This window comes from Thermobaculum sp. T2p, assembly GCF_059335935.1.
Window position 1 is genome coordinate 39,146 of record NZ_JANZYQ010000020.1, and the last position, 19,544, is coordinate 58,689.

A 19,544-nucleotide genomic window follows, 5' to 3' on the forward strand; every position below is an offset into this window, starting at 1 on the left:
TGTGAAAGGGAGTTATGAGCAGACATCACCAGAGGTCACTTGCAAACAAGAGATCAGCAGAGAAAGCTCACAGGGTTTCTGAGAAGCGTAGGCTGCGAAACAAGTCCATAAAGAACCGCGTCCGTACTATGATATCCAAAGTACGTAGACCTTTGCTGGCAGGAGATGTTGCAACTGCTGAGCAGAACCTAGCAGCTGCGATTAGCGCCTTGGATAGGGCAGTTTCCAAAGGTGTACTTCACAGGAATAACGCTGCCAGGCGCAAGAGTAGACTAATGAAAGCACTAGCTGCCGCACGCAGCTCTGCATCCTCTTAGAAACGTCTTGCACAAGCTTGCTGTATAAATAGCTCAAGGGCCGAGTCTAACTCGGCCTTTCCCGTTTTATAGCTCAGATCAACCTGTAACAGCAGCTCGAGAAGCTTCTTGGGCTGACCAGGCTTAAAAGTGCTGAGCGCTGCCGATAACTTCCTGGCTACAAACGGTTTCATACCAGCAACCTGCTGTAGATACAAACTTCCCTTATCTCTACAGCTGTCAGCTATAACCAGGTTACGTATCTGAGATGATATAGCACCGATAATTTGTTGAGGAGCCACACCCTTCTCTAATAATGCACGAAATGACTGGACAGCTTTCCCCGCATTCTTAGCATAGATGGCGTCCGTTATATCCCAAACAGCAACATCAGGTGGCATATCCACTAGAAGGTATATATCCTCAGGATCAACCCTGAGTTTATCCTTACAATACATTTTCAGCTTATCGATCTCAGATTGAAGCCTGGAAATATCATTACTGACAGCCTGTGCTAATATCTCAGCAGAGTCCGAATCTATCTTGTAGCCATTAGATTCAAAAGCCTTCTGTATATATAAGGGAAGCTCGGCTTGATCCGGCAAGAGGTACTCCTCGAAAGAGCTGTATTTGCGGAGTACACGACCTATACCGGATGTACCTATTGGATACCTGTCAAAAAACACAAGCAGAGTAGTCTCTGGTACCTGCGGTAGATAATCTTCCAAGTCTTTAACCAGTTGACTTGATGAGGTTCGAGTTTTTCGTTCGGAATCTTCTTGATCCGCGTTGCTGGAAGCCCCAGAGGGAGATAGGTTACCTATTCCCTTGACTACCACAACTCTTTTGCCTCCAAAAAGAGGCATAGTATTACAGTAATCCCGGAGGTCTCTGATGGATAAGTCCGCAGCTTCCAGTTCAACTACATCCGTATCCTCTTCCAGTTCGGAAAGGATAGACCTAAGTCGTTCGTTCAGTTTAGTATGGTCGTTCCCACAGATAGTAACTACCATTTTACCTTGGACAAAAAAATACCCCGAGTGCCGTCGTCACCGTGTTCCTGAACCTGCAAGGCTCGCAGGTGGGTGCCTACCTCTCGAACTTTCAGCGTTTCCGCTAGGCGAGCCTTTTATGGCTCCTCGCGCCTACGCACGTTCTCGAGCGATCAGCTCCCTCAGTTAGGGTGTTGGTTCAGAACATCCCTAGCGACAACGGCACTCCCTACGGGGCTACATTAGGAGATTATCACAGACGACGAGATATAACAAGGGCTACAAGGAATTTATGGTAAACAAAAAGACCTGCGAAAACCTTCGCAGGTCTTGGAGCGGGTGACGGGAGTCGAACCCGTGCCAGCTGCTTGGAAGGCAGCTATGATACCGCTTCACCACACCCGCACTTGCGACACTGGTCGGGGTGAGAGGACTTGAACCTCCGACCTCAGCGTCCCAAACGCCGCGCGCTAGCCAACTGCGCCACACCCCGACACCTTGAACCTCGCGCTATACAAATTAGCAAATAGCTGTCCCTTAGTCAAGTGTTCACCAGCTCTACTAGCCAATCCTGTTACGGAGATTTATATATGACGTAATCACCAAATCGAGCGACAGCTCTGAGCTTCCCCTTGAAAGGATCTCTAGGATCCATGCCTTCCTCAGTTTGCATCTGACGCTCTAAACTACCATAAACAACATAGCTAACATTATACCTTCTCAAAAGTTTGAGCAAGGCATTTCTATCTAACCCGGAGTAAGCTCTGCTTACATCCTCTATCCTCTCTGACAACTTCCTCAAGGCATCTGGTTGCCCAAGACGCCACTGTAATTCATGCCCCTGCCATCCTAAGACAGTCGGCCTTCCCGCATACGTAGATACCTGGGAATAATTGGTGTAAGAGCCACCTGTGGCTTCCAAAACAACTGTAGAAGGGTTAGTGTTATTCCTTATCCATCTCACTACCTGATACATATCGGGATCTTCGTTATTCAGAAAGGCGGTGCCGTCTAATCCATGCATGCCTTCCAATGATCTAGCTCGGAAGGTTGTCAAGGAATAACCCACAGAGAAAACAACTAGAGTACACATTACAGGTACTATAACTCGCATAATCGTTAACCTGGAAATACGTGATCGCAAGACATCAAGCGCAAACATGGTTGTGCATCCAACCGATATACTTTGTATCTGCCAGGATTGATAGTAAAACTTGAAAACCGTGTTCATGCGATCCTCAAAAACATCTCTGATATAGAAAAACTCCGGCAAAAGCACCAATAGCCATCCAACTGCAGATAGAAAGCAAGCATATCTAAAGCCTATAGAAGAAGACTTATATCCTAAGATTAGGGTAGCTACTATCAAGGGAAGAAGTAACATTGCATGCGCACCAAAAACCACCGCTATAAGACTCACAAGCAGTATGGGCACAAGAATTCTTAAATCCCCTCTATTAAGCATGTTAGTAAAGCAAACTAGTACGAACAAACTAAAAGCTATATGCCAACCCCAGACCTTCACGAACTCCAGTAAATCAGTATGATCCCACCAAACCACCCCTATGTAATGACCAATAATGTTGATTACAGGGATCGCCTCTATCGGAGGAGGAATAAAACTTTGGCTACTTACGGGCGGGTCAAAATGCCTTATAAAGGGATAAGCCGTTACTAAGGAAGTAAATGCCACTAGGATAATGCTCAATGCGAATCTCATTAGGACTTGCGCGTACATACCAATAGTAACTATAGACAGAAGGAAAACTAATAATGCTACAGGGACATCCCAGCTATTGGTCATATACAAAGCCCCAATTAATATCCCTAGTAAAAGGACAGGCAAACCTAGGAGTGTAGATTTATTCTGTCGGTAGAGGTTAGATACCGAGCAATAGATCACACCCAAAAGTAAGGGCATAGCCATTAGGTGGGGATGTAGATCTCCTAGCAGGAAAGTGAAAGCTGGGAACTCATCTATAGTTTGTTGGGGGCCATTTCGGCCGGGAATAAAGTCGAAAATGACCCTTGTGGATTTCCAAAACCAGTCAAAGCTTCCAGGAGTATCAAAATTTGCCCACGCCAAGACGGAGGCTACGGGATTGCCAGCAAAAAGAAGCAATAGCAGAGAGATAGTAGCTCCAGCCATAGCAATCCAGGAAGATCTGGGCCTAGCTACTCTGATGAGATTGATGACTATACTGAAGGTGATCACTGCCACGACAGCAAAGATAGTTGCAAGACCCAGGTTGTAGCCCACTGTGGGGGAAATTCCAGAGAGACGACACAAGATCGAAACCATGTAATAACCAAAGTAGTAGTAGTTAACTCCATATCCCGCAAACCATAGATCCCTAGGAGGTACACCTTCGCTGAGGTATGAAGTCTGTAGATACATGAAATCCATAGGCTTCTCAGTCTGGGAGATCTCGGGCACGAAGGCTCGTAAGATCGCCAGATAAGAAAAGGCTAGGATAAATATAAGCTCCAAGGATAAATAATATTTCCACCCTTGAAACAGGACGATTCTATTGAGTGAAGACCTAAAGAACGCAATAGCTATCAGTACGGAGATGAAAAATAAAATTGCTACAGAGATTACCAGGCCTTTATTCTTGTCCCATATTCCCCAGTATAATCCGTACCATGTAGCCCAAGACACAAATAGCCAGCCAACGAGCTTAGATACAGCGTATCCACGATCGGGCATGAACCGAAACAAAGCGTAGGTTATGGGCATACTCATGAGCCCTAGCAACAACAAAGTCGCGTACCATTGGAGACAATAAATTAAGTCACTGTTCAAACCTACTTAGCTCTCCTCGGGCCACTGCCAGGAAGGTTTTACTTCATAGATCTTTACAGCTCTATTGCTATATACTAATTTCAGATAGGGGCCAACCATTCGGTCAAACTTCTCAAGCCCCTGTTGTGAGGCATACCTCTCGCCTGTATCAAACTCGTGCAACCTCTCGACCGGGCCCAAATAGATGTACTTTATGTCATATCTCAATATGATCTCCAGAGCAGTCTTAACACTTGATGTATCATAGAGATTCCTAATATCACGGCTCCTACTAAAGACTTGATCGGGATATCGCTGTTGACTCTCGTGATTATCCCAACCTATTACGTCGGGCAAGCCAGTGAACATGGATATCCTAGAACCAAATCCTCTATATGGACCAATACTTGCCTCTACCAACACATCAGGCCTAGCAATATTCTTCCTAAGCCACTGTATAGCATCATAATCATACTTAAAACTGAGTGTCTGCCCTGAAACATTCGTCAAAGTAGCGGTAGTAAGAAATGCCTCTCCATTTAGTCCAGCATTACTTGGAGGCACCGGAAAGCGCTGAGACAAGCGAGAATAAGAGCCGGCGACGGTATATATGAGCGATGAAGAGATCAGGAACAGACAAATCCCTAAGTAGCTAGCTCTTAGACTGCTTCTCCTAATACTCCTATAAGCAACAGGTAACAATCCAGCACATCCAAGAGCCAACAAGATCCAGCTCTGTAGTCCAAATTTGAAGATAGTATTCATACGATATGCGGTTGATCCATCCAAAAAGTCTCTCAAGTAGAAGATCTCTATAAGCACCCAAATAGCTAACCCAGCGGAAGTCAATCCAAGCCAGATGGCCAATGGCTGTTTATTTCTACTCTGCCAAAGGCAGGAGATTGAACATATGAACAAGGCTACCAAAAGCCCCAGAGATAGCCTGTTTAGAGAAAGGCCAATTATCAGAGCACCTAGAGCTATCACCAATGTGTACCTGAGATAAGTATCCTTAAGTAGAGTTGCCAGGGCATACGATAGAACAATTGAGAAGAATAACCCTAACTGTATCAGGATCAACGTAATGGGTACAGATTCATGTACCACGCCAAAACTAGAGTAAAAACTCTTAAAGTGCACGAAGAATGGTACACAGATAGTAACTGATAGGAGTATAAAGGTCAAACTATCAGATACCGCCCTAAGTAGCTTAACAGGTAAATTTGTACATGAGGTTACAGCGCACATAGATACAGCTAGCAGGAAAGACCCACTATAGGTGGGAAAATCCCAGGGATTAGTCATTATCAAGACGCTACCAAGCATCGATGCCAGGATGACCACAATCAATCTGGTCTTTCTGGCAGAAATGAAAACATAATACGCTGCCAAGATCAGAATCCCTAGCGCCACAGGCATAGCTACCATATGTGCGTGGAGATCAGCATACAAAAACGTGAAGAATGGGAACTCATGAATTATGTTCCCACCAGTAATGCGCGTAGACCTCCAAAAGTCAAAGCTTTCCAGGAAGTTAGACAGGTTGCCGTTGGCAAAAGACTGTACAAGTTGCACTGGGCCATCCAAGTTACCTACTACAACCATAAATAGGGTGCTCAAAAAGCCAACTATTTGCGAAAAAGTCTCTCCAAAAAACCTTCTGGAAATCTCATAACCAAATGTAAAGGCAAGAGTACCCGTAATGGCGAAGATCCACGCTACCGCGATGTTGAAGCCATAGGCTGGCCCCACGAACGTCAGCCTCATGAGAACCGCAACTAGCCACTGGCCAAAATAGTAGTAGTTAATATACCCACCAGAATACCAGGGATCATAAGGGGGTAAATTGGAGCTCCTTTGAATCGCATTGATAAATGAAAGTTCCATTGGCTTTTCACCACCGAATATGGGGTGCCACAGATCAGGATTAGCTATCCTCATAAGCAGGCCAACAACAAAAAGCAACAAAAATAAGCCCTCTAACAGCATTATCCTACTGATCCTGGATCTAAGGATGTTTACTAAGGATCTAGAGTTAATAACAGCAATTGAGAGGGAGAAAAGCATAAAGCCGATCGTTATTACCCACAAGCTAGATGGATATGTTATCAGTCCAATAGACGTGCTCAACCAGGCACCGAGGGCAATAATTACTATAGACAGGAGCTTAGACAACATCCAGCCACTATCTTGTGCTGCAGATACGAATTGAGCGAAAAGAGTCCATCCTAGCAAGCCTAGTAATTCAAGGATAAAGAACCAAGCTATCGGAGAAATCAAGGTGTTATTAATTGTTCCCTTATAGTAGGGTAAGCCTATTGAAGACAAGGTGGTCAGAGGATTAATCATTAGCGGCTTATCGACCTTGCCATGTCTGGAAGGATTCCAAGGCGCTAGCAAAGAGTCCGCAAAAAGCGCTCTGAGTTCCCAGTCTGAAAGCTGTCTCTCCTTCTTGAATATCACAACCGGGGGATGGTCATATACAGCAACATTATCATCTGCGCTACTTTCGTCTATAGGTACAGTACCTAACGAAGGAGAAGAATGAAATTCCGCAACCTTAACGAACCCCAAGCGCTCAGAAAAGAGCAGCTGATAATACCTAGTAGCAACTGCATAGCGCCAGGGAGACATAGGGATAGATTTATAGAGTCTGTTGGTGGCCAGCACTATATAATCCGAGTTACGTAGTACATCTTCTATCTGCTGCAGCTTTTCATCAGGTGGTAGATCATCATACATAGCTATAGTGTAATAGTTGTAGGTACTCGGACTATTACCCTCAATAGGGAGAGGAAGACGATCATCCCAGTGTTCTGTACCTATAGTTGAACCTGGAGGTATGTGCTTATATATCCACTCCGAAGCCGTAACCCACACATGCGGCTGAGTATATATGCGTTCAAAGGCCAGCGCCCACAATAACGTTCCCACTACCACAGAGAAAATAGCAAGATATGGTATAACTCGCTTCAAAACCATGAAGATACCAGGTTCGGGACTAATCCTGGTAACAAATCTTGTGTGTAAAAGGTAATTGGACAAAACTGCACTGGCTAATATCAGAAGCACTGGATGAATTGGGAGCATGTACCTCAACCACTTGGCTTCAAGTAGGAGTATAGAAGCAGTGTATGGGGTAATCCAGATCAACAAGGCTGCATACTTGGAATCCCCAGATCTCAAAACCTTAAAAAGGGCCCAAAACAAGCCAAATATTACTGCTATACCTAAAGGTATTCCGACTCCCCAGCGTGTATACTGCACAAGATGGTACCAGCCAGGTATTGTTCCTATGTACTGTCTTGTATAAGGAACATCTATTATTCCTCGCTGTATCTGGCTCTCAGCGATGATGTTCTGCACATAGGTACGAAAATCCAGCAACGCATAAGGCTCCCATACTGCCCATGCTAATACAGCAGCTGGTAAAACATACTTTAGACGCCTTATTACAAGCAGCAAAGTAGCGACTACACTCTCCCTTGAAGGGACTATACCTAATATCCTTGACTTCGAACTTCTTATGGCAAGTAATAGCAATAATGCAGGGCAAAATGCTGCAGCGCTTGGCTTTGTAGCTATTGCAAATCCAAGAAACAAACCACTTAAAGCAAACTTGTAATTCTTACGATCCTGAATGGCAGATACTGCGAACCACAAACTTATAATCAACAAGAGGGTCATCATAGGTTCTGCCACATAAAAATGAGCAAATTGTATCTGAATCACAGACAAAGCTGACAATAAGGCAGCAATAATTCCTGTTCTTGCTCCAAATAACCGTGAAGCTAATAAGTAAATAAACAGAACCGTGAACGTGTCTGCTATCGCACTTATAGACCTAGCCACTACGTATATAGATTCAAATTCAGCGTACTGTTGCCCAAAAACCTTGGCAACTAAGTTAGACACAGCCTTTAGAAAGTAAATAAGCAAGGTACCGTAGGAATAGCTTAACCTAACTCCGTTTTCTACCCGGCGCGGGTTTAGGGGACTAGAATCCGCATCTAACAACTTCCCGAGATCTAATGTGAAATGTACTCTATTGACCGCAACATCAATAATGTGCCTCTCATCTGGGTGAGCATAAAAGCCTGAATCCCAGCCTATTCCATACACTCGCAGGGAAAATGCAATCAGTAAGATGATCAGCAGCAGGACTCTATTCGTACCGTTAGACACTTCGCTCCTTTCCTGTAAAATCACTAACGGATCATTTTAACATCGGGGTGATGATGGATAGAAAAAGGCTGCTGTTTTTTGGTACATCTGATTTCGCTGTTCCACAACTTCAAGCTCTAGCCAACTTAGGGAAACACGACCTGATAGCGGTCTATACTCAGCCTGACAAACCCGCGGGCAGGGGTCTGAAAAGTCGCCCCTCCCCTGTAGCACTTGCAGCTGAACAGCTTGGGCTTCCAATAGAAAAACCCCGAAAGATTAGAGATAGTTCCGTAATAGCAGGCATTAGAAGCTATAAACCAGATTTGATCGTATTATCAGCATACGGTCTAATTATTCCTAAGGAAGCTCTCGAGATACCGCCACTAGGTTGGATCAATGTACATCCTTCATTACTGCCCAAGTATAGGGGTGCTGCCCCTATACAAGGTGCCATACTAGCAGGGGAAAGCAAAACAGGAGTGACGCTTATCCTTATGGGCGAAGGACTGGACGATGGACCTATCTTAGCCCAGGTAGAGGTGGGGATAAAAGATCACGAGACAGCAGGAGAGCTTTCCGAGAGGCTAGCAAAAATAGCCGCGGACTTGCTGATCCAAACTTTGGATAAATGGATACAAGGGAAGATCACCCCGGTAGAACAGGATCATTCAGCTGCTACATATGCCCCTAAGATAAGCAAAGAAGCAGCCTGCATAAATTGGAATAAGCCTGCTGTTTTGATTGAGAGAGAGGTCAGAGCATTTAATCCATGGCCAGTATCTTACACGTACTGGGGAGATAAGAGAATATTAATCTATAAAGCTAGAGCAATCAATTCCTCTCTTGAGGGCAAGCCCGGTGAAGTAACCAGAGACTTACAAACCAAGATGCCGATAGTAACATGTGGGGAAGGAGCTCTCCTGTTAGAACAGCTGCAGATGCAGGGTAAGAAGATCGTGGATGGCAAAGCCTTCCTGGCAGGATATCAGAAGATAATAGGCTCTATACTCTCCTCAGACTGTCTGGGGGACACAAACAAGGATAGCTGAACTGCCGGTGCTAAGGGGGGTTCCCAGACTAAGCTTGGCCTATCCCTTTCAGTTACGTATAAATCGATAGAGATTCCTAATTTATTTAGATACGACAAAACGGCATCTCTGGCGCACGTCTTCGTATTGTTGCGCTTTGATAGATGTGCAAGCCAAAATTGCTGTGGTCTTGATCTTAGAGCAGAAGATATCAGCTGAGCTGCCTGCAGATTAGAGAGATGGCCTCTATCGCTCATAATTCTCTTCTTTAGATGCCAAGGGTAGGGGCCACTTATTAATCTATCAACATCATGGTTTGCCTCAATTACAACCAAATCACTCGTCCTGGCTGCAGATACAGCATCTATTGTTGGAGCCCCCAGATCGGTTATCAGCGACACCGCATACTCACCATATCTGATCTGATAACCAACTGGATCAGCAGCATCATGAGGCAGCGAAAATGCTTGTATCTCTAGCCCCTCTATTTCTATGGATTGCTCCTTCTTGTAAACTTCGTACTCAACCCCATCAATCAGCCAGGATAAAGCTTTTCTGGTCTCTTCAGTGCACAACACTGGGGTATCAAATCTTTTAGCAAGTAGCTCTATACCTGAAATATGATCCGAATGCTCATGAGTGACGAAAATACCCAAAAGGTTTTCTGGAGATACATTTCTTTCAAGGAGATAAGTAGTCAATTTACGAGCAGATATGCCTGCATCAATCAATATAGCCTTGCCTTCCCATTGCAACAGCAAGGAGTTACCAGAACTACCGCTGGCAAGGCAACTCACACGTAGACCAGACATTGTTCGCTCGATGTTCACAGCAGAAGCAATATATCTCTATAATTGCATCGTTGTCAAAAATCAAAGGGCACTAGTTTATGACTTTTTTACTCTTCGCTTTACCAATCCTTATTGCTATGCTAGAATCGGCGCACTTGATGGGGTACAAGCGAGTTAATGGGTAAGGTAATCGCCATAGCTAACCAGAAAGGCGGAGTGGGGAAAACTACAACTGCTCTCAACCTGGGAGCTGCGCTTAGGGAGAAGGGTTATAGTGTACTGCTTGTAGATTTTGATCCTCAGGCAAGTCTAACCTTGTCCCTAGGATTTCAGCCCGACTCCCTATCTCCGACTATATATGATGTCTTGTATGCTACGATTCAAGAATCCTCTCACCCCACTATCAAGGACATACTACTCCCTGCTGAGCAGGGGTTGATCCTAGCGCCTTCTAATATAGAGCTCTCCCAAGGAGAACTAGACCTTTTCCGAGCAACTTTGGGAGAATTGGTCCTTAGAGAGATGTTGGAGAAAGTTAGGCGAGAATACGATGTCACATTTATTGACTGTCAGCCTTCATTGGGGCTCCTGACTATAAACGCCCTTGCTGCAGCCGATTCGGTTATTATCCCGCTGCAGGCAGACTATCTAGCGATGAAAGGTGTAGATCTATTGCTAAGGACTGTTTCGCAAGTCCAACGCAAGTTGAATCGTAATCTAAGGATAGATGGTGTACTACTCACCATGGCTGATATCAGAACTGTACACGCTAGAGACGTGATATCTGCCGCCAGATCTGCCCTAAACGGTATGGTCAAAGTTTTTGATACTGTGGTAAGACTAAACGTCAAGGTAAAAGAAGCCCCCATGACTGGGAAAAGCCTTCTAGCGTATGCTGGAGATACACCAGCAGCTATAGCTTACAGACAATTAGCAGAGGAACTGGAGGAGTGCCTGCAATGAGTAACAAGAGAGCAAGAATAACCCCTGAAAACGCCCAAGCTACGTTTACATCACTGCGATCCATAATAATGCCGGTATCGGAAGACGATCCCAGTTTACAGACATCTCAGGTAGTCGAAGTAGAAATCGAAAGAATAAGACCTAACCCGGCCCAGCCCCGCAGTCAAACTTCCAGCGGCTTCTCCAAGTCTAGCATCGAAGAGCTTGCGGAGAATATAAAGGAACATGGGCTACTCCAACCAATACTCGTCAAGGATACAGGGCGTTTTTACCAGATAGTTGCAGGCGAGCGCAGATACAGAGCATGCCAGCTTCTTGGCATGGAAAAGATACCTGTAAGGATTATAGAGCCCAAAGACGAGCAAGAGGAGCTTATGATATCTCTTGCTGAGAACCTACAGCGCAAAAACCTTGGCGCACTCGAAGAGGCAAGAGTATTCAAAACCCTTATACACAAATTTGGTCTCAGCTACAGGGACCTAGCCAGGCTGTCGGGAAGAAGCGTAGCACATGTTCATGGAAGGCTACAGCTGCTCGAGCATGACGATATACGTCAAGCTGTAGAGCAGAAGCAGATCGGAATAGCAGATGCTATCCAATTGGCTAGAATACCAGACGATGCCCAGCGTAAAGAGCTGCTCACCGCAGTCAAAGAGGGCTCACTCAAGGGCAGCTCTTTACACAGACAGGTTCAGATATTCCTTGGAGAAATATCCTCGGATACTGAAAGCTCTGATGAAAATGAGAAGCAAAGAGAGTTTGAGCCTAATAGTCTGCAGATGGCTTTAAGCATCATAGACTCGCTCCCCGAAGAGATCAGCGAAGACGACAAAAAATTGCTTTACACTATAGCCTCAAAGGCGGCTGCCAAGCTGAACATGAGATTGGTAGCCATACCTACCATAGGCGCCAATCCGCAGAAAGAAAAGGAAGAGCACGAAATAGATCCATCAGAGATGAGGAAGATCGTATCACACACCAAGGAGTTCAGAAACGAGAGAGGGTACTCCATAGTAAACTTGATAACTGTTTACTGGATGAGTATGGAGCGCAGAGGCTACACTTTCAGTCCAGGTGAGTGGAAAGCAATACCTCAGGGAGATGGGAGCTACCTGGTCACCTTCACTTATAAGATCGACAACGAACCTAAGATCATGGAGTGGATATATCTCAGTAATGGTCAGGTAAGGCCGGCTAACGACGAAGCTGCCTTACTAATGGGCTAACTTCTTGGGCCAAATATAGCTCTACCTATCCTGACCATAGTAGCTCCTTCTTCTATTGCTACCAGATAATCTTCGGACATACCCATAGAAAGCTCAGGGCCGAAAAAATCATACCTTGAGCATAGGTCGTCGCTCAGCTTCTTAAGCTGAGCGAAATAAGGCCTGGACCGCTCTGGATTAGGTGAGTATGGAGGGATAGCCATCAAGCCCAGCAACTTAAGGTTAGGTACCTGTCCCAACTGTTCTATTGCAGGTACGAGTTCTGAGACTAGAAAACCAGTCTTGGAAGGTTCATTGGCTAAGTTAACCTCGAGGAGAATTGGAAATAATCCATCTTGGGAGTAATTCGAAATCCTGAGTCCCAGTTCTACCGAACTGCAGGAATGTATGATATCAAATAGATTAACTGCCTTCTTGACCTTGTTTTTCTGCAGAGTGCCTATCATGTGTAACCTAATGGTATCTCTAATATAGTGATCCGACCACTTAGCCTCAGCTTCCTGCACCCTGTTTTCGCCTACATCACGTATTCCAGCTTCGATGGCAGGTAGCACATGCTCGACAGGAAAAGTTTTGGCTGCCGCAACTATTGTCACAGCATCTGGCGAGCGACCACTAGCAACCGCACGATCTCTGCACTTCTCTATAACTTCTAGAGCGTTCCTATATACATCTATTTCCTTCATGCCCTTCTACCCACAAAAGCGGCAAATCGCATAGTAGTGCCATCTCGACGATAGCTGTGAAGTTTTCTTGGACCACAACAAGTACATTCTGATTCTCTTATTCCAAACACGGTTCTAATACCCGCCTCAAGTAGCTGATAACTCAGCAGTCGATGTAGATCACAGTAGATCTTTCCACGCCGCAATTCAAAGGTCATAGGTCTTAAATCTTCTTCAAAAGAGTAATATACTTCCTCGCCAACTTCGTAACAACAGGACTTTATTCCAGGACCAATGGAAGCGACTATATGCTCTACATTAGCCCCAAGGTCAACCATAGCAGCTATAGCTTTGCGAACTATACCCGAGAAAGTACTACGCCTACCTGCGTGTACGATTCCAACTGCCCCACCTTCCTGGTCCCAAAGAAGCAACGGTGGGCAGTCAGCATGACGCGTTATTAGCAGGACTCGCTCGTGACCAGTTACCAGTGCATCCCCCTCGAAAACCATAAGTTCAGCATGAGGTTGGTCCTCTATACAGATAACCGAGTTTCCATGTACCTGGTGAAGCCATGCTAAGCACCAACTACCTTGTAGATTTAGATATTCACGCAAACTAGCTATAGATTCATCAGAAGACATATCAATAGATTTGCTTGTGCCGTCAGTGGGCGGTGTTATACCACATATAATTTCTTCGGATGCTATTCCAGCGAATGGGATTATTTCTATCAACACCTTTATCCTACAGCTCCTAATAGTGATATAAGTAGCGTCAAGCTTATCATACTGACCAGTGTAGAAAATGCTATGACATTAGAAAGAAAGTCGGTATCTGACTTAAAGACAGTTGCCAGCATGATCGTGTTTACAGCAGTAGGCATGGCAGATTCCACCACAAAGACTTGTAAAATCAAGCCTTCAAGCCCCATTACACGTCCTATCATGTAGCCTATCAGAGGAGAGATCACTAAGCGTGTAATCAACGCAGCTATAAACAATGGGGAGATTATAGCCTTTAGATGCAACCTAAGCTGAGCACCCAACATTAGAAGCAATATAGGTATTGCAGCATTACCTAGGAGATCTATTGGCCTATTAACTACTTGTGGCAAAGGGAAATGAAAGATCAGGAAGGGTAAGGATACAATTATTGCATATAATGTCGGTAGCTTGAAAGTGTTCATCAAAGCAGATTTTGGGTCTGCCATTCCCCTAGAGGCAATATAGACCCCCAAGGTATTAGTAAGCAGGGACTGAACAACGAAATAGATCGACGCTACTGCGAGTCCATCTTCACCAAAAGCAAATAGAATCACCGGTAATCCAAAATTACTAGAATTCATCAGAATCGTAGATAAAAGGTAGCTAGACTTGGTGTAGGGCTCAACATCCAGTAATTCACAAACCAAAGTACCCAATAGATAAGTGAAGATAGCAAGTATCAACAGAGATAAACCTATTCTTAGGATGTTCGATAGGGTAACCGATGTGTTAACCAGGCTAGTAAACACTAAGGCGGGGCTAAGAACATATAGAGACAGTCTCGCAAGGGATTGAGCGTGCATAACCCCATAACGAGCAGCTACCATCCCCGCAAGCACTATAATAAAAACAGGCACAGTCGTATTTATAAAGATAGACAGCACAGATCATTATCCAGGAAACGAAGCTATTGGAAGGAGAGTAAGGCTTTCATTCCTTACCCTGAGTTATAGCATACTTGTATATCATCTGGTCTATGACACGTTCGACCGGAGCCCAGTCATCGGTAAACGGTCTCTCAGTCATAGATAACTCTCGCATATTCCCACTGGATCTTACCCATTCGAGAATAGTAGTAAGGTAAGGATCCCTCACCTTCTCAGCATTATTCCAGAACTGTTGAATAGTCATCGGCTGGTTGGTTGCGTATATCAGAGTGTTTAGATACGCAGCCGTGTCGATTGCAAAAACGTTTGGGTAAACCGACTTCATAGTACTGGCTAATGCATTTACCAACCTGTAATCCCCTGGGGCTCTACCAGCATTTATAACCACTATACCGTTGGGCTTGAGATGCTGCCTAACTTCCTCGAAAAATTCGTGGGTAGTAAGATGGAAGGGTATATAAGGCTGCCTATATGCGTCAATTGCAATTATGTCGTATTTCTTATCTGTACGCCTAAGGAAATATCTACCGTCATCAACTATTACATTGAGTTGAGGTTCGTTCATATCAAAATACTTGCGCCCAACTTCCACAATACGACCGTCTATTTCCACGCCATCTATGTGTGTATCAGGATAGACAATTGAATATTGTCTAGGCATGGTCCCAGCAGCAAGACCTATCATTAAGGCATCGCGCACGGGCGTATCCAACCCTTCAGGCCTGAAGAGAGGAGCAAGCATGAAGTAATCCCAAGGCCCACCAGTCAGTATCTGGTTAGGATTATATCTAGAGTGAGTAGCATGACCTTCGTTGAGGATTAAATCGACCCAACCATTATCATCTCTTACAACTTGTATGTAGTTGTACATTGACTCCCCTTCGTAGAGGAGCTGGCCCATCTCTGCAGCCTTTATCCTGCTAGTGTCGAAGAGAACCATCAAAAAAATAGAAAGAGCAAGCATGACTGCATATGGGATAGACCTCCTCCCTAGCTCCTTAGCCAAACCTAGTAAGGAAACTGCTAGTAGAACGAACCCAAATATCCAGATGGACCTTGTTGTGCCAATCCAAGGCTGCAAGAGAAGTACAGGTACAAATGTGCCAAAGATAGATCCCAAGGTGCTGATTGCATATAGGTAGCCAGCAGTGTGTCCGGCTTCTGATACCGACTCTATCTTAACCCTCATTGCATAAGGAGACACTGCTCCCAGCATGGTAATCGGCAGTGCAAACAATAAAAGTATGGAAAATAAAGATCCAAAGAATATACCTGCCGATAGCTCAGCAAATCCCTCAGTGGACCACCTTAGCAAGGGACGAGATAGTATAGGTATAAGTATGATTAGAAAACCAGACCAAGCTGTAAGTTTGTAAAGACCTGACTTGTAAGGATACCTATCGGCGAACCTTCCACCCAGAGCATAACCCAGGGTCAAATATATAAGGATCATGCCTATAAGATTAGCCCAGATTATCAGGGAGTCGCCGAAATACGGGGCAAGCAGGCGCGATGCTCCCATCTCAGTTGCCATGACAGTCGCGCCTGCTGTGAAGACAACGAAAGGTAATAATAGATCTCTACTGCTCTTCATAAGAGATTATACATCCAGTCTATTGCAATCCAATCTTGCAATACCTAAACTTGTGCCGGAGATTGGTCATCTGTTTTCTGCGCCTGTCTCTGAACAGCACCCTGAGCTTGTTGCTTCTGAGCCTGAGCCACACGACCTGATCTATCCTTCATCTTCAGCTTACCATCAAAGTAACCACCCTCTTGTACTACTAGAAGGTCAGTATTTATCTCGCCCGTTACTATACCTGTTGGAGTGATCTCGAAACGGCGCCTGCATTCAACCTTACCATTGTATCTTCCGGCAACTGTTATATCTTCTGCAACTAGATCGGCATTGACCTGAGCTTGCTCTTCTATGAATATATGCCCTTTGGATTCAATAGAACCCTCTACTCTACCCTGGACTCTTACTCCCCTCTCAGACTTGTAGTTGCCGCTGAAGAAGTCATCAGGGCCGATGACGCTCTCATCACCTGTAGGTGTACCTGCACGTTGAGGACGCCAATCCTCATTGGTCTGTCTCATCGGCCGCCAAGAGAGCCCACTGGGACTAATATTCGAAGATGCTGACTGAGCCTGAGGCTGCTGAGTGGTTTCTTGGTTCTGAGCTTCGGTCTGTGAAGTTTGCTGTTGGTTACCTTCCTCAGTACCTTTTAGATCTCTACGTCGAAGCATGAAATACTACCTCCTGTTCAATTTATATATATCTTCTCTGGCCTTCGCCCTATCCCACAAAGGATCTCATAAGGTATAGTTCCTGCAAGTCTTGCCAAGTAGCCTGCGTCAACCGTCTCGTCCCCTTGACTCCCGATGAGCGTTACTGCGTCACCAACTCTAGTATCAACCCCCTCAGGTAGTCTCACTATAAGGTTATCCATACAGACTCTACCTATAACCGGACACCTCACACCGCTTACGATGACTTCTCCCCTGTTGCTTAGAATCCTCGGATAGCCATCAGCATAACCGCAAGGTATGACTGCTGCCTTATGGCTTTCCTTGGCAATATACGTATGTCCGTAGCTTACCCCTTCACCTGCATGTACGTCAAGCACCCTGGCAACTATTGAGCGAAGAGCCATAGCAGGTCTAAGAGGATAAGTCTTGAATTGTAGAGGTTGAACACCGTACAGCCCAATACCAATTCTGACGGCATCAAAGTGGCTCTCTGGAGCGTAGAGAGCAGCCGCACTATTGGCAGCATGCACTATGGGAGGAAGCTCGCCTCTCTCCCTGATAAGGTGTATAAGGTCTTGAAACATACTAAGTTGGCGCCTAAACAAAAACCCCTCAGGGTCATCGGCGCTAGCGAAATGAGTGAAGATACCTTCTAGGTAGACACTATTCGTGTTGTGAATATAGTGGACTATTTGGGCAGCATCTTCAAACTTGACCCCCAACCGACGCATACCAGTATCTACTTCAAGATGAATGCGTGGGGTCCTACCAATCTCTCTAACAGTTGCTAGAATCCAATCGAGCATTTTTTCGTTGGAGACGCTGAGAGCAAGATCTGAAGCCACAGCCTGGTGTATCTCCTGCTCACTAGAATAGCCCAAAACTATTATGGGAGCATCTATGCCACTAGATCTTAGCAACAGGCCCTCGCTTACTCGTGCAACTCCTAGCCCCCACGCACCAGCATCTAGTACGACCTTTGAGATTTCTACAATCCCATGCCCATAGGCATCGCCCTTAACCACGGCGATTATTCTCGACCCTGGGCATTTATCTAAGTAGAGTCTAAGATTATGCCTTACAGCATTCAAATCCACCTCTACCCATGTGGGCCCTTTTGCTACCTTAACTCTCTCGGCTAGCATAGCGCCTAAGCTCTCCTAATCAATTACAAAGACATTCTTGCAGCGGGAAGAGCATCTATCAAGTCCGTAGCACCAACACAATTTTTAGAAACTGTTTCGCTCGCTATACTAGCTGCCCTAGATCCTAACACCAGTGCGGCTTGAGCCGCATCAGCAGCAGGATAGCCTAGAGAAAGAAAGAATCCACATAGTCCTGCTAACACATCTCCTGTACCTGCGCTTGAGACTTCTGGATGAGATTCGATTAGCAGGTATACTTCACCATCAGGTTTTGCAATCAATGGATAAGCACCCTTCAAAAGCACCACCTTATCCCACTCTTTAGAAGAAGATACAGACAGCCCAAACCTATCAGACTCGACCTCAGAAACAGGCTTATTTACAAGTCGCGCCATCTCCCCAGGATGAGGTGTAAGGATTTGGACCTGAGGAGTGGATACCCACCAGCTATCCTGAGAAGCTAAGGCAAATAGACCATCGCCATCAACTACTGTAGGAGGAATCTGATGCTTATCGTTCTTCTTTGGGAGGTTAGGAGAAGGCCTAAAACCTATGGCGCGGCGTTGCTCAGGCCCAGGTAATCCCAGAAGTTCCAAGACAAAGTCTACCGTTGCTTCCTCTCTACCGACGCCATTACCAACCACTAACGCCTTGTAGGTAGAAACCGCCTCACGCGCTTCCTCCACAGATGCTGGACCTAAGGTAAAGGGTTCAGCTTCAGGTAGAGGCCAAACGGTCTCTTGATTGAGATGGGAGGTTATCGTGTAGTAAAGCGATCTCGGGAAAGCTACCGTAACGTAGCCAGCCCCTGCTCTCGCCGCTGCTCTCGCTGCAAGAACTGGGGCCCCAGGGTACTTCAGGCTACCGCCCAGAACTATTAGGCGCCCATTATCGTTCTTGTGTGACCCTATCTTTCTTTCTGGAAACTTAACTTTGTAATTATTCTGAGTAAATCCCCAAGCCAATGGTCTAAAGTCTTCGGGAATAGTAAATCCCAAAGGCTTATGGATGATCACTCCTGAGGACTCTGGGCCCTTTCCTGTATAGAGTCCGCTCTTGGGATAGCCAAGAGTAACTGTATAGTCTGCAACAATGGATACTCCCATGACCCGACCATTATCTGAATGTAAGCCGCTGGGAATGTCAACGGAGACGGTCCTAGCATCTTTTTCAGATCTAAATGAGTTCAATCTTTCAATGATCTGTGCAGCCTCACCTTCTACATTTCTGGAAAGGCCAATACCAAAAATACCATCTAGTATGGTCCTTGATTCATCGAGCACATCTTCAAGTTCTGCTTGCTGGGAATTACTTTCCTGCCTCTTCCAAGAAAAGACTTTGACACTAATTCCAGAATTAGCAAGTATATTTGCGGTCTTGATAGCGTCCAATCCATTATTCCCTGGCCCCGCGATAACAGCCACAGGAGGGTGTAATAACTCTTCCCTTATAAGCCTGAGAATCTCATCAGCTATGGACTCCGCAGCTCTTTGGCTGAGGGACTCTACGGTTTCTCCAGACGTGAAAGCCAGTTGCTCTATAGATCTCATCTGATCTGCGGTTACAACGGGTATCACTT

Annotated in this window: 15 protein-coding genes and 2 tRNA genes; 4 read left to right on the forward strand and 13 right to left on the reverse strand. The window is 45.3% G+C overall.

What is annotated here, in order from left to right:
* Positions 1 to 14 precede the first annotated feature (14 nt).
* Positions 15 to 317 (forward strand): 30S ribosomal protein S20, encoded by a 303-nt coding sequence (gene rpsT / locus N2245_RS09870; protein WP_012874899.1) that lies wholly within the window; start codon positions 15 to 17, stop codon positions 315 to 317.
* Here rpsT and holA read toward each other — a convergent pair.
* The 5 genes from holA to N2245_RS09895 form a co-directional block, all read right to left on the reverse strand.
* A complete protein-coding gene (gene holA / locus N2245_RS09875; protein WP_494536566.1) occupies positions 314 to 1,309 on the reverse strand; it encodes a DNA polymerase III subunit delta in 996 nt (331 codons plus the stop codon). The two genes, rpsT and holA, sit on opposite strands and share 4 nt — an antisense overlap.
* 310 nt (positions 1,310 to 1,619) lie before the next feature.
* A tRNA-Gly gene (locus tag N2245_RS09880) sits at positions 1,620 to 1,693 on the reverse strand.
* 11 nt (positions 1,694 to 1,704) lie between these two features.
* Positions 1,705 to 1,781 (reverse strand) — tRNA-Pro (locus N2245_RS09885).
* 81 nt (positions 1,782 to 1,862) lie between these two features.
* The gene (locus tag N2245_RS09890) at positions 1,863 to 4,094 is read right to left on the reverse strand and encodes a DUF2298 domain-containing protein (RefSeq protein WP_494536567.1); all 2,232 of its coding nucleotides are present in this window, start codon (positions 4,092 to 4,094) and stop codon (positions 1,863 to 1,865) included.
* A 6-nt stretch (positions 4,095 to 4,100) separates the two neighbouring features.
* Entirely contained in the window at positions 4,101 to 8,258 is a 4,158-nt protein-coding gene (locus N2245_RS09895) for a DUF2298 domain-containing protein (protein ID WP_494536568.1), read from the reverse strand.
* Between the two features lie 50 nt (positions 8,259 to 8,308).
* On the opposite strand from N2245_RS09895, the gene fmt reads away from it, so the two are divergent.
* Entirely contained in the window at positions 8,309 to 9,289 is a 981-nt protein-coding gene (gene fmt, locus N2245_RS09900; RefSeq protein WP_494536569.1) for a methionyl-tRNA formyltransferase, read from the forward strand.
* On the opposite strand, the gene N2245_RS09905 is transcribed toward fmt, so the two are convergent.
* Entirely contained in the window at positions 9,226 to 10,080 is an 855-nt protein-coding gene (locus N2245_RS09905; RefSeq protein WP_494536570.1) for an MBL fold metallo-hydrolase, read from the reverse strand. The two genes, fmt and N2245_RS09905, sit on opposite strands and share 64 nt — an antisense overlap.
* Positions 10,081 to 10,236: 156 nt before the next feature.
* Here N2245_RS09905 and N2245_RS09910 point away from each other — a divergent pair, with 156 nt between their 5' ends.
* A complete protein-coding gene (locus tag N2245_RS09910) occupies positions 10,237 to 11,022 on the forward strand; it encodes a ParA family protein (protein ID WP_494536571.1) in 786 nt (261 codons plus the stop codon).
* Positions 11,019 to 12,248, forward strand: coding sequence for a ParB/RepB/Spo0J family partition protein (locus N2245_RS09915; protein WP_494536572.1), 1,230 nt, complete (start codon positions 11,019 to 11,021; stop codon positions 12,246 to 12,248). The genes N2245_RS09910 and N2245_RS09915 overlap by 4 nt, the downstream gene beginning before the upstream one ends.
* Here the strand turns inward: N2245_RS09915 and N2245_RS09920 are convergent.
* The 7 genes from N2245_RS09920 to N2245_RS09950 are packed head-to-tail and all read right to left on the reverse strand — an operon-like array spanning position 12,245 to position 19,542.
* Positions 12,245 to 12,934: a YggS family pyridoxal phosphate-dependent enzyme gene (locus N2245_RS09920; RefSeq protein ID WP_494536573.1), complete on the reverse strand. Its 690-nt coding sequence runs from the start codon at positions 12,932 to 12,934 to the stop codon at positions 12,245 to 12,247. The two genes, N2245_RS09915 and N2245_RS09920, sit on opposite strands and share 4 nt — an antisense overlap.
* Positions 12,931 to 13,653 (reverse strand): peptidoglycan editing factor PgeF, encoded by a 723-nt coding sequence (gene pgeF / locus N2245_RS09925; RefSeq protein WP_494536574.1) that lies wholly within the window; start codon positions 13,651 to 13,653, stop codon positions 12,931 to 12,933. Before pgeF ends, N2245_RS09920 begins: the two co-directional genes overlap by 4 nt.
* A 2-nt stretch (positions 13,654 to 13,655) precedes the next feature.
* On the reverse strand, positions 13,656 to 14,564 hold the full coding sequence (locus tag N2245_RS09930; protein ID WP_494536575.1) for an AEC family transporter: 909 nt from the start codon (positions 14,562 to 14,564) through the stop codon (positions 13,656 to 13,658).
* A gap of 46 nt (positions 14,565 to 14,610) precedes the next feature.
* A complete protein-coding gene (locus N2245_RS09935; protein ID WP_494536576.1) occupies positions 14,611 to 16,161 on the reverse strand; it encodes a spermidine synthase in 1,551 nt (516 codons plus the stop codon).
* 44 nt (positions 16,162 to 16,205) lie between these two features.
* Complete coding sequence (locus N2245_RS09940; RefSeq protein ID WP_494536577.1) at positions 16,206 to 16,817, reverse strand: bactofilin family protein; 612 nt, start codon at positions 16,815 to 16,817, stop codon at positions 16,206 to 16,208.
* 17 nt (positions 16,818 to 16,834) lie between these two features.
* Positions 16,835 to 17,965, reverse strand: a complete 1,131-nt coding sequence (gene alr, locus N2245_RS09945; RefSeq protein WP_494536578.1) for an alanine racemase — start codon at positions 17,963 to 17,965, stop codon at positions 16,835 to 16,837.
* Positions 17,966 to 17,988: 23 nt separating this feature from the next.
* Positions 17,989 to 19,542 carry an NAD(P)H-hydrate dehydratase gene (locus N2245_RS09950; RefSeq protein ID WP_494536579.1) on the reverse strand — a complete coding sequence of 518 codons (1,554 nt, stop codon included), beginning with the start codon at positions 19,540 to 19,542 and terminating at the stop codon, positions 17,989 to 17,991.
* Positions 19,543 to 19,544: the final 2 nt, after the last annotated feature.

Excerpts from the sequence above, each read along its gene's own strand:
- N2245_RS09935 (WP_494536576.1), bottom strand. The coding sequence starts at position 16,161 with ATGAAGAGCAGTAGAGATCTATTATTACCTTTCGTTGTCTTCACAGCA.
- alr (WP_494536578.1), bottom strand. The coding sequence starts at position 17,965 with ATGCTAGCCGAGAGAGTTAAGGTAGCAAAAGGGCCCACATGGGTAGAG.
- N2245_RS09920 (WP_494536573.1), bottom strand. The coding sequence starts at position 12,934 with ATGAAGGAAATAGATGTATATAGGAACGCTCTAGAAGTTATAGAGAAG.
- rpsT (WP_012874899.1), top strand. The coding sequence starts at position 15 with ATGAGCAGACATCACCAGAGGTCACTTGCAAACAAGAGATCAGCAGAG.
- N2245_RS09910 (WP_494536571.1), top strand. The coding sequence starts at position 10,237 with ATGGGTAAGGTAATCGCCATAGCTAACCAGAAAGGCGGAGTGGGGAAA.
- N2245_RS09915 (WP_494536572.1), top strand. The coding sequence starts at position 11,019 with ATGAGTAACAAGAGAGCAAGAATAACCCCTGAAAACGCCCAAGCTACG.
- N2245_RS09940 (WP_494536577.1), bottom strand. The coding sequence starts at position 16,817 with ATGCTTCGACGTAGAGATCTAAAAGGTACTGAGGAAGGTAACCAACAG.
- N2245_RS09905 (WP_494536570.1), bottom strand. The coding sequence starts at position 10,080 with ATGTCTGGTCTACGTGTGAGTTGCCTTGCCAGCGGTAGTTCTGGTAAC.
- fmt (WP_494536569.1), top strand. The coding sequence starts at position 8,309 with ATGATGGATAGAAAAAGGCTGCTGTTTTTTGGTACATCTGATTTCGCT.
- holA (WP_494536566.1), bottom strand. The coding sequence starts at position 1,309 with ATGGTAGTTACTATCTGTGGGAACGACCATACTAAACTGAACGAACGA.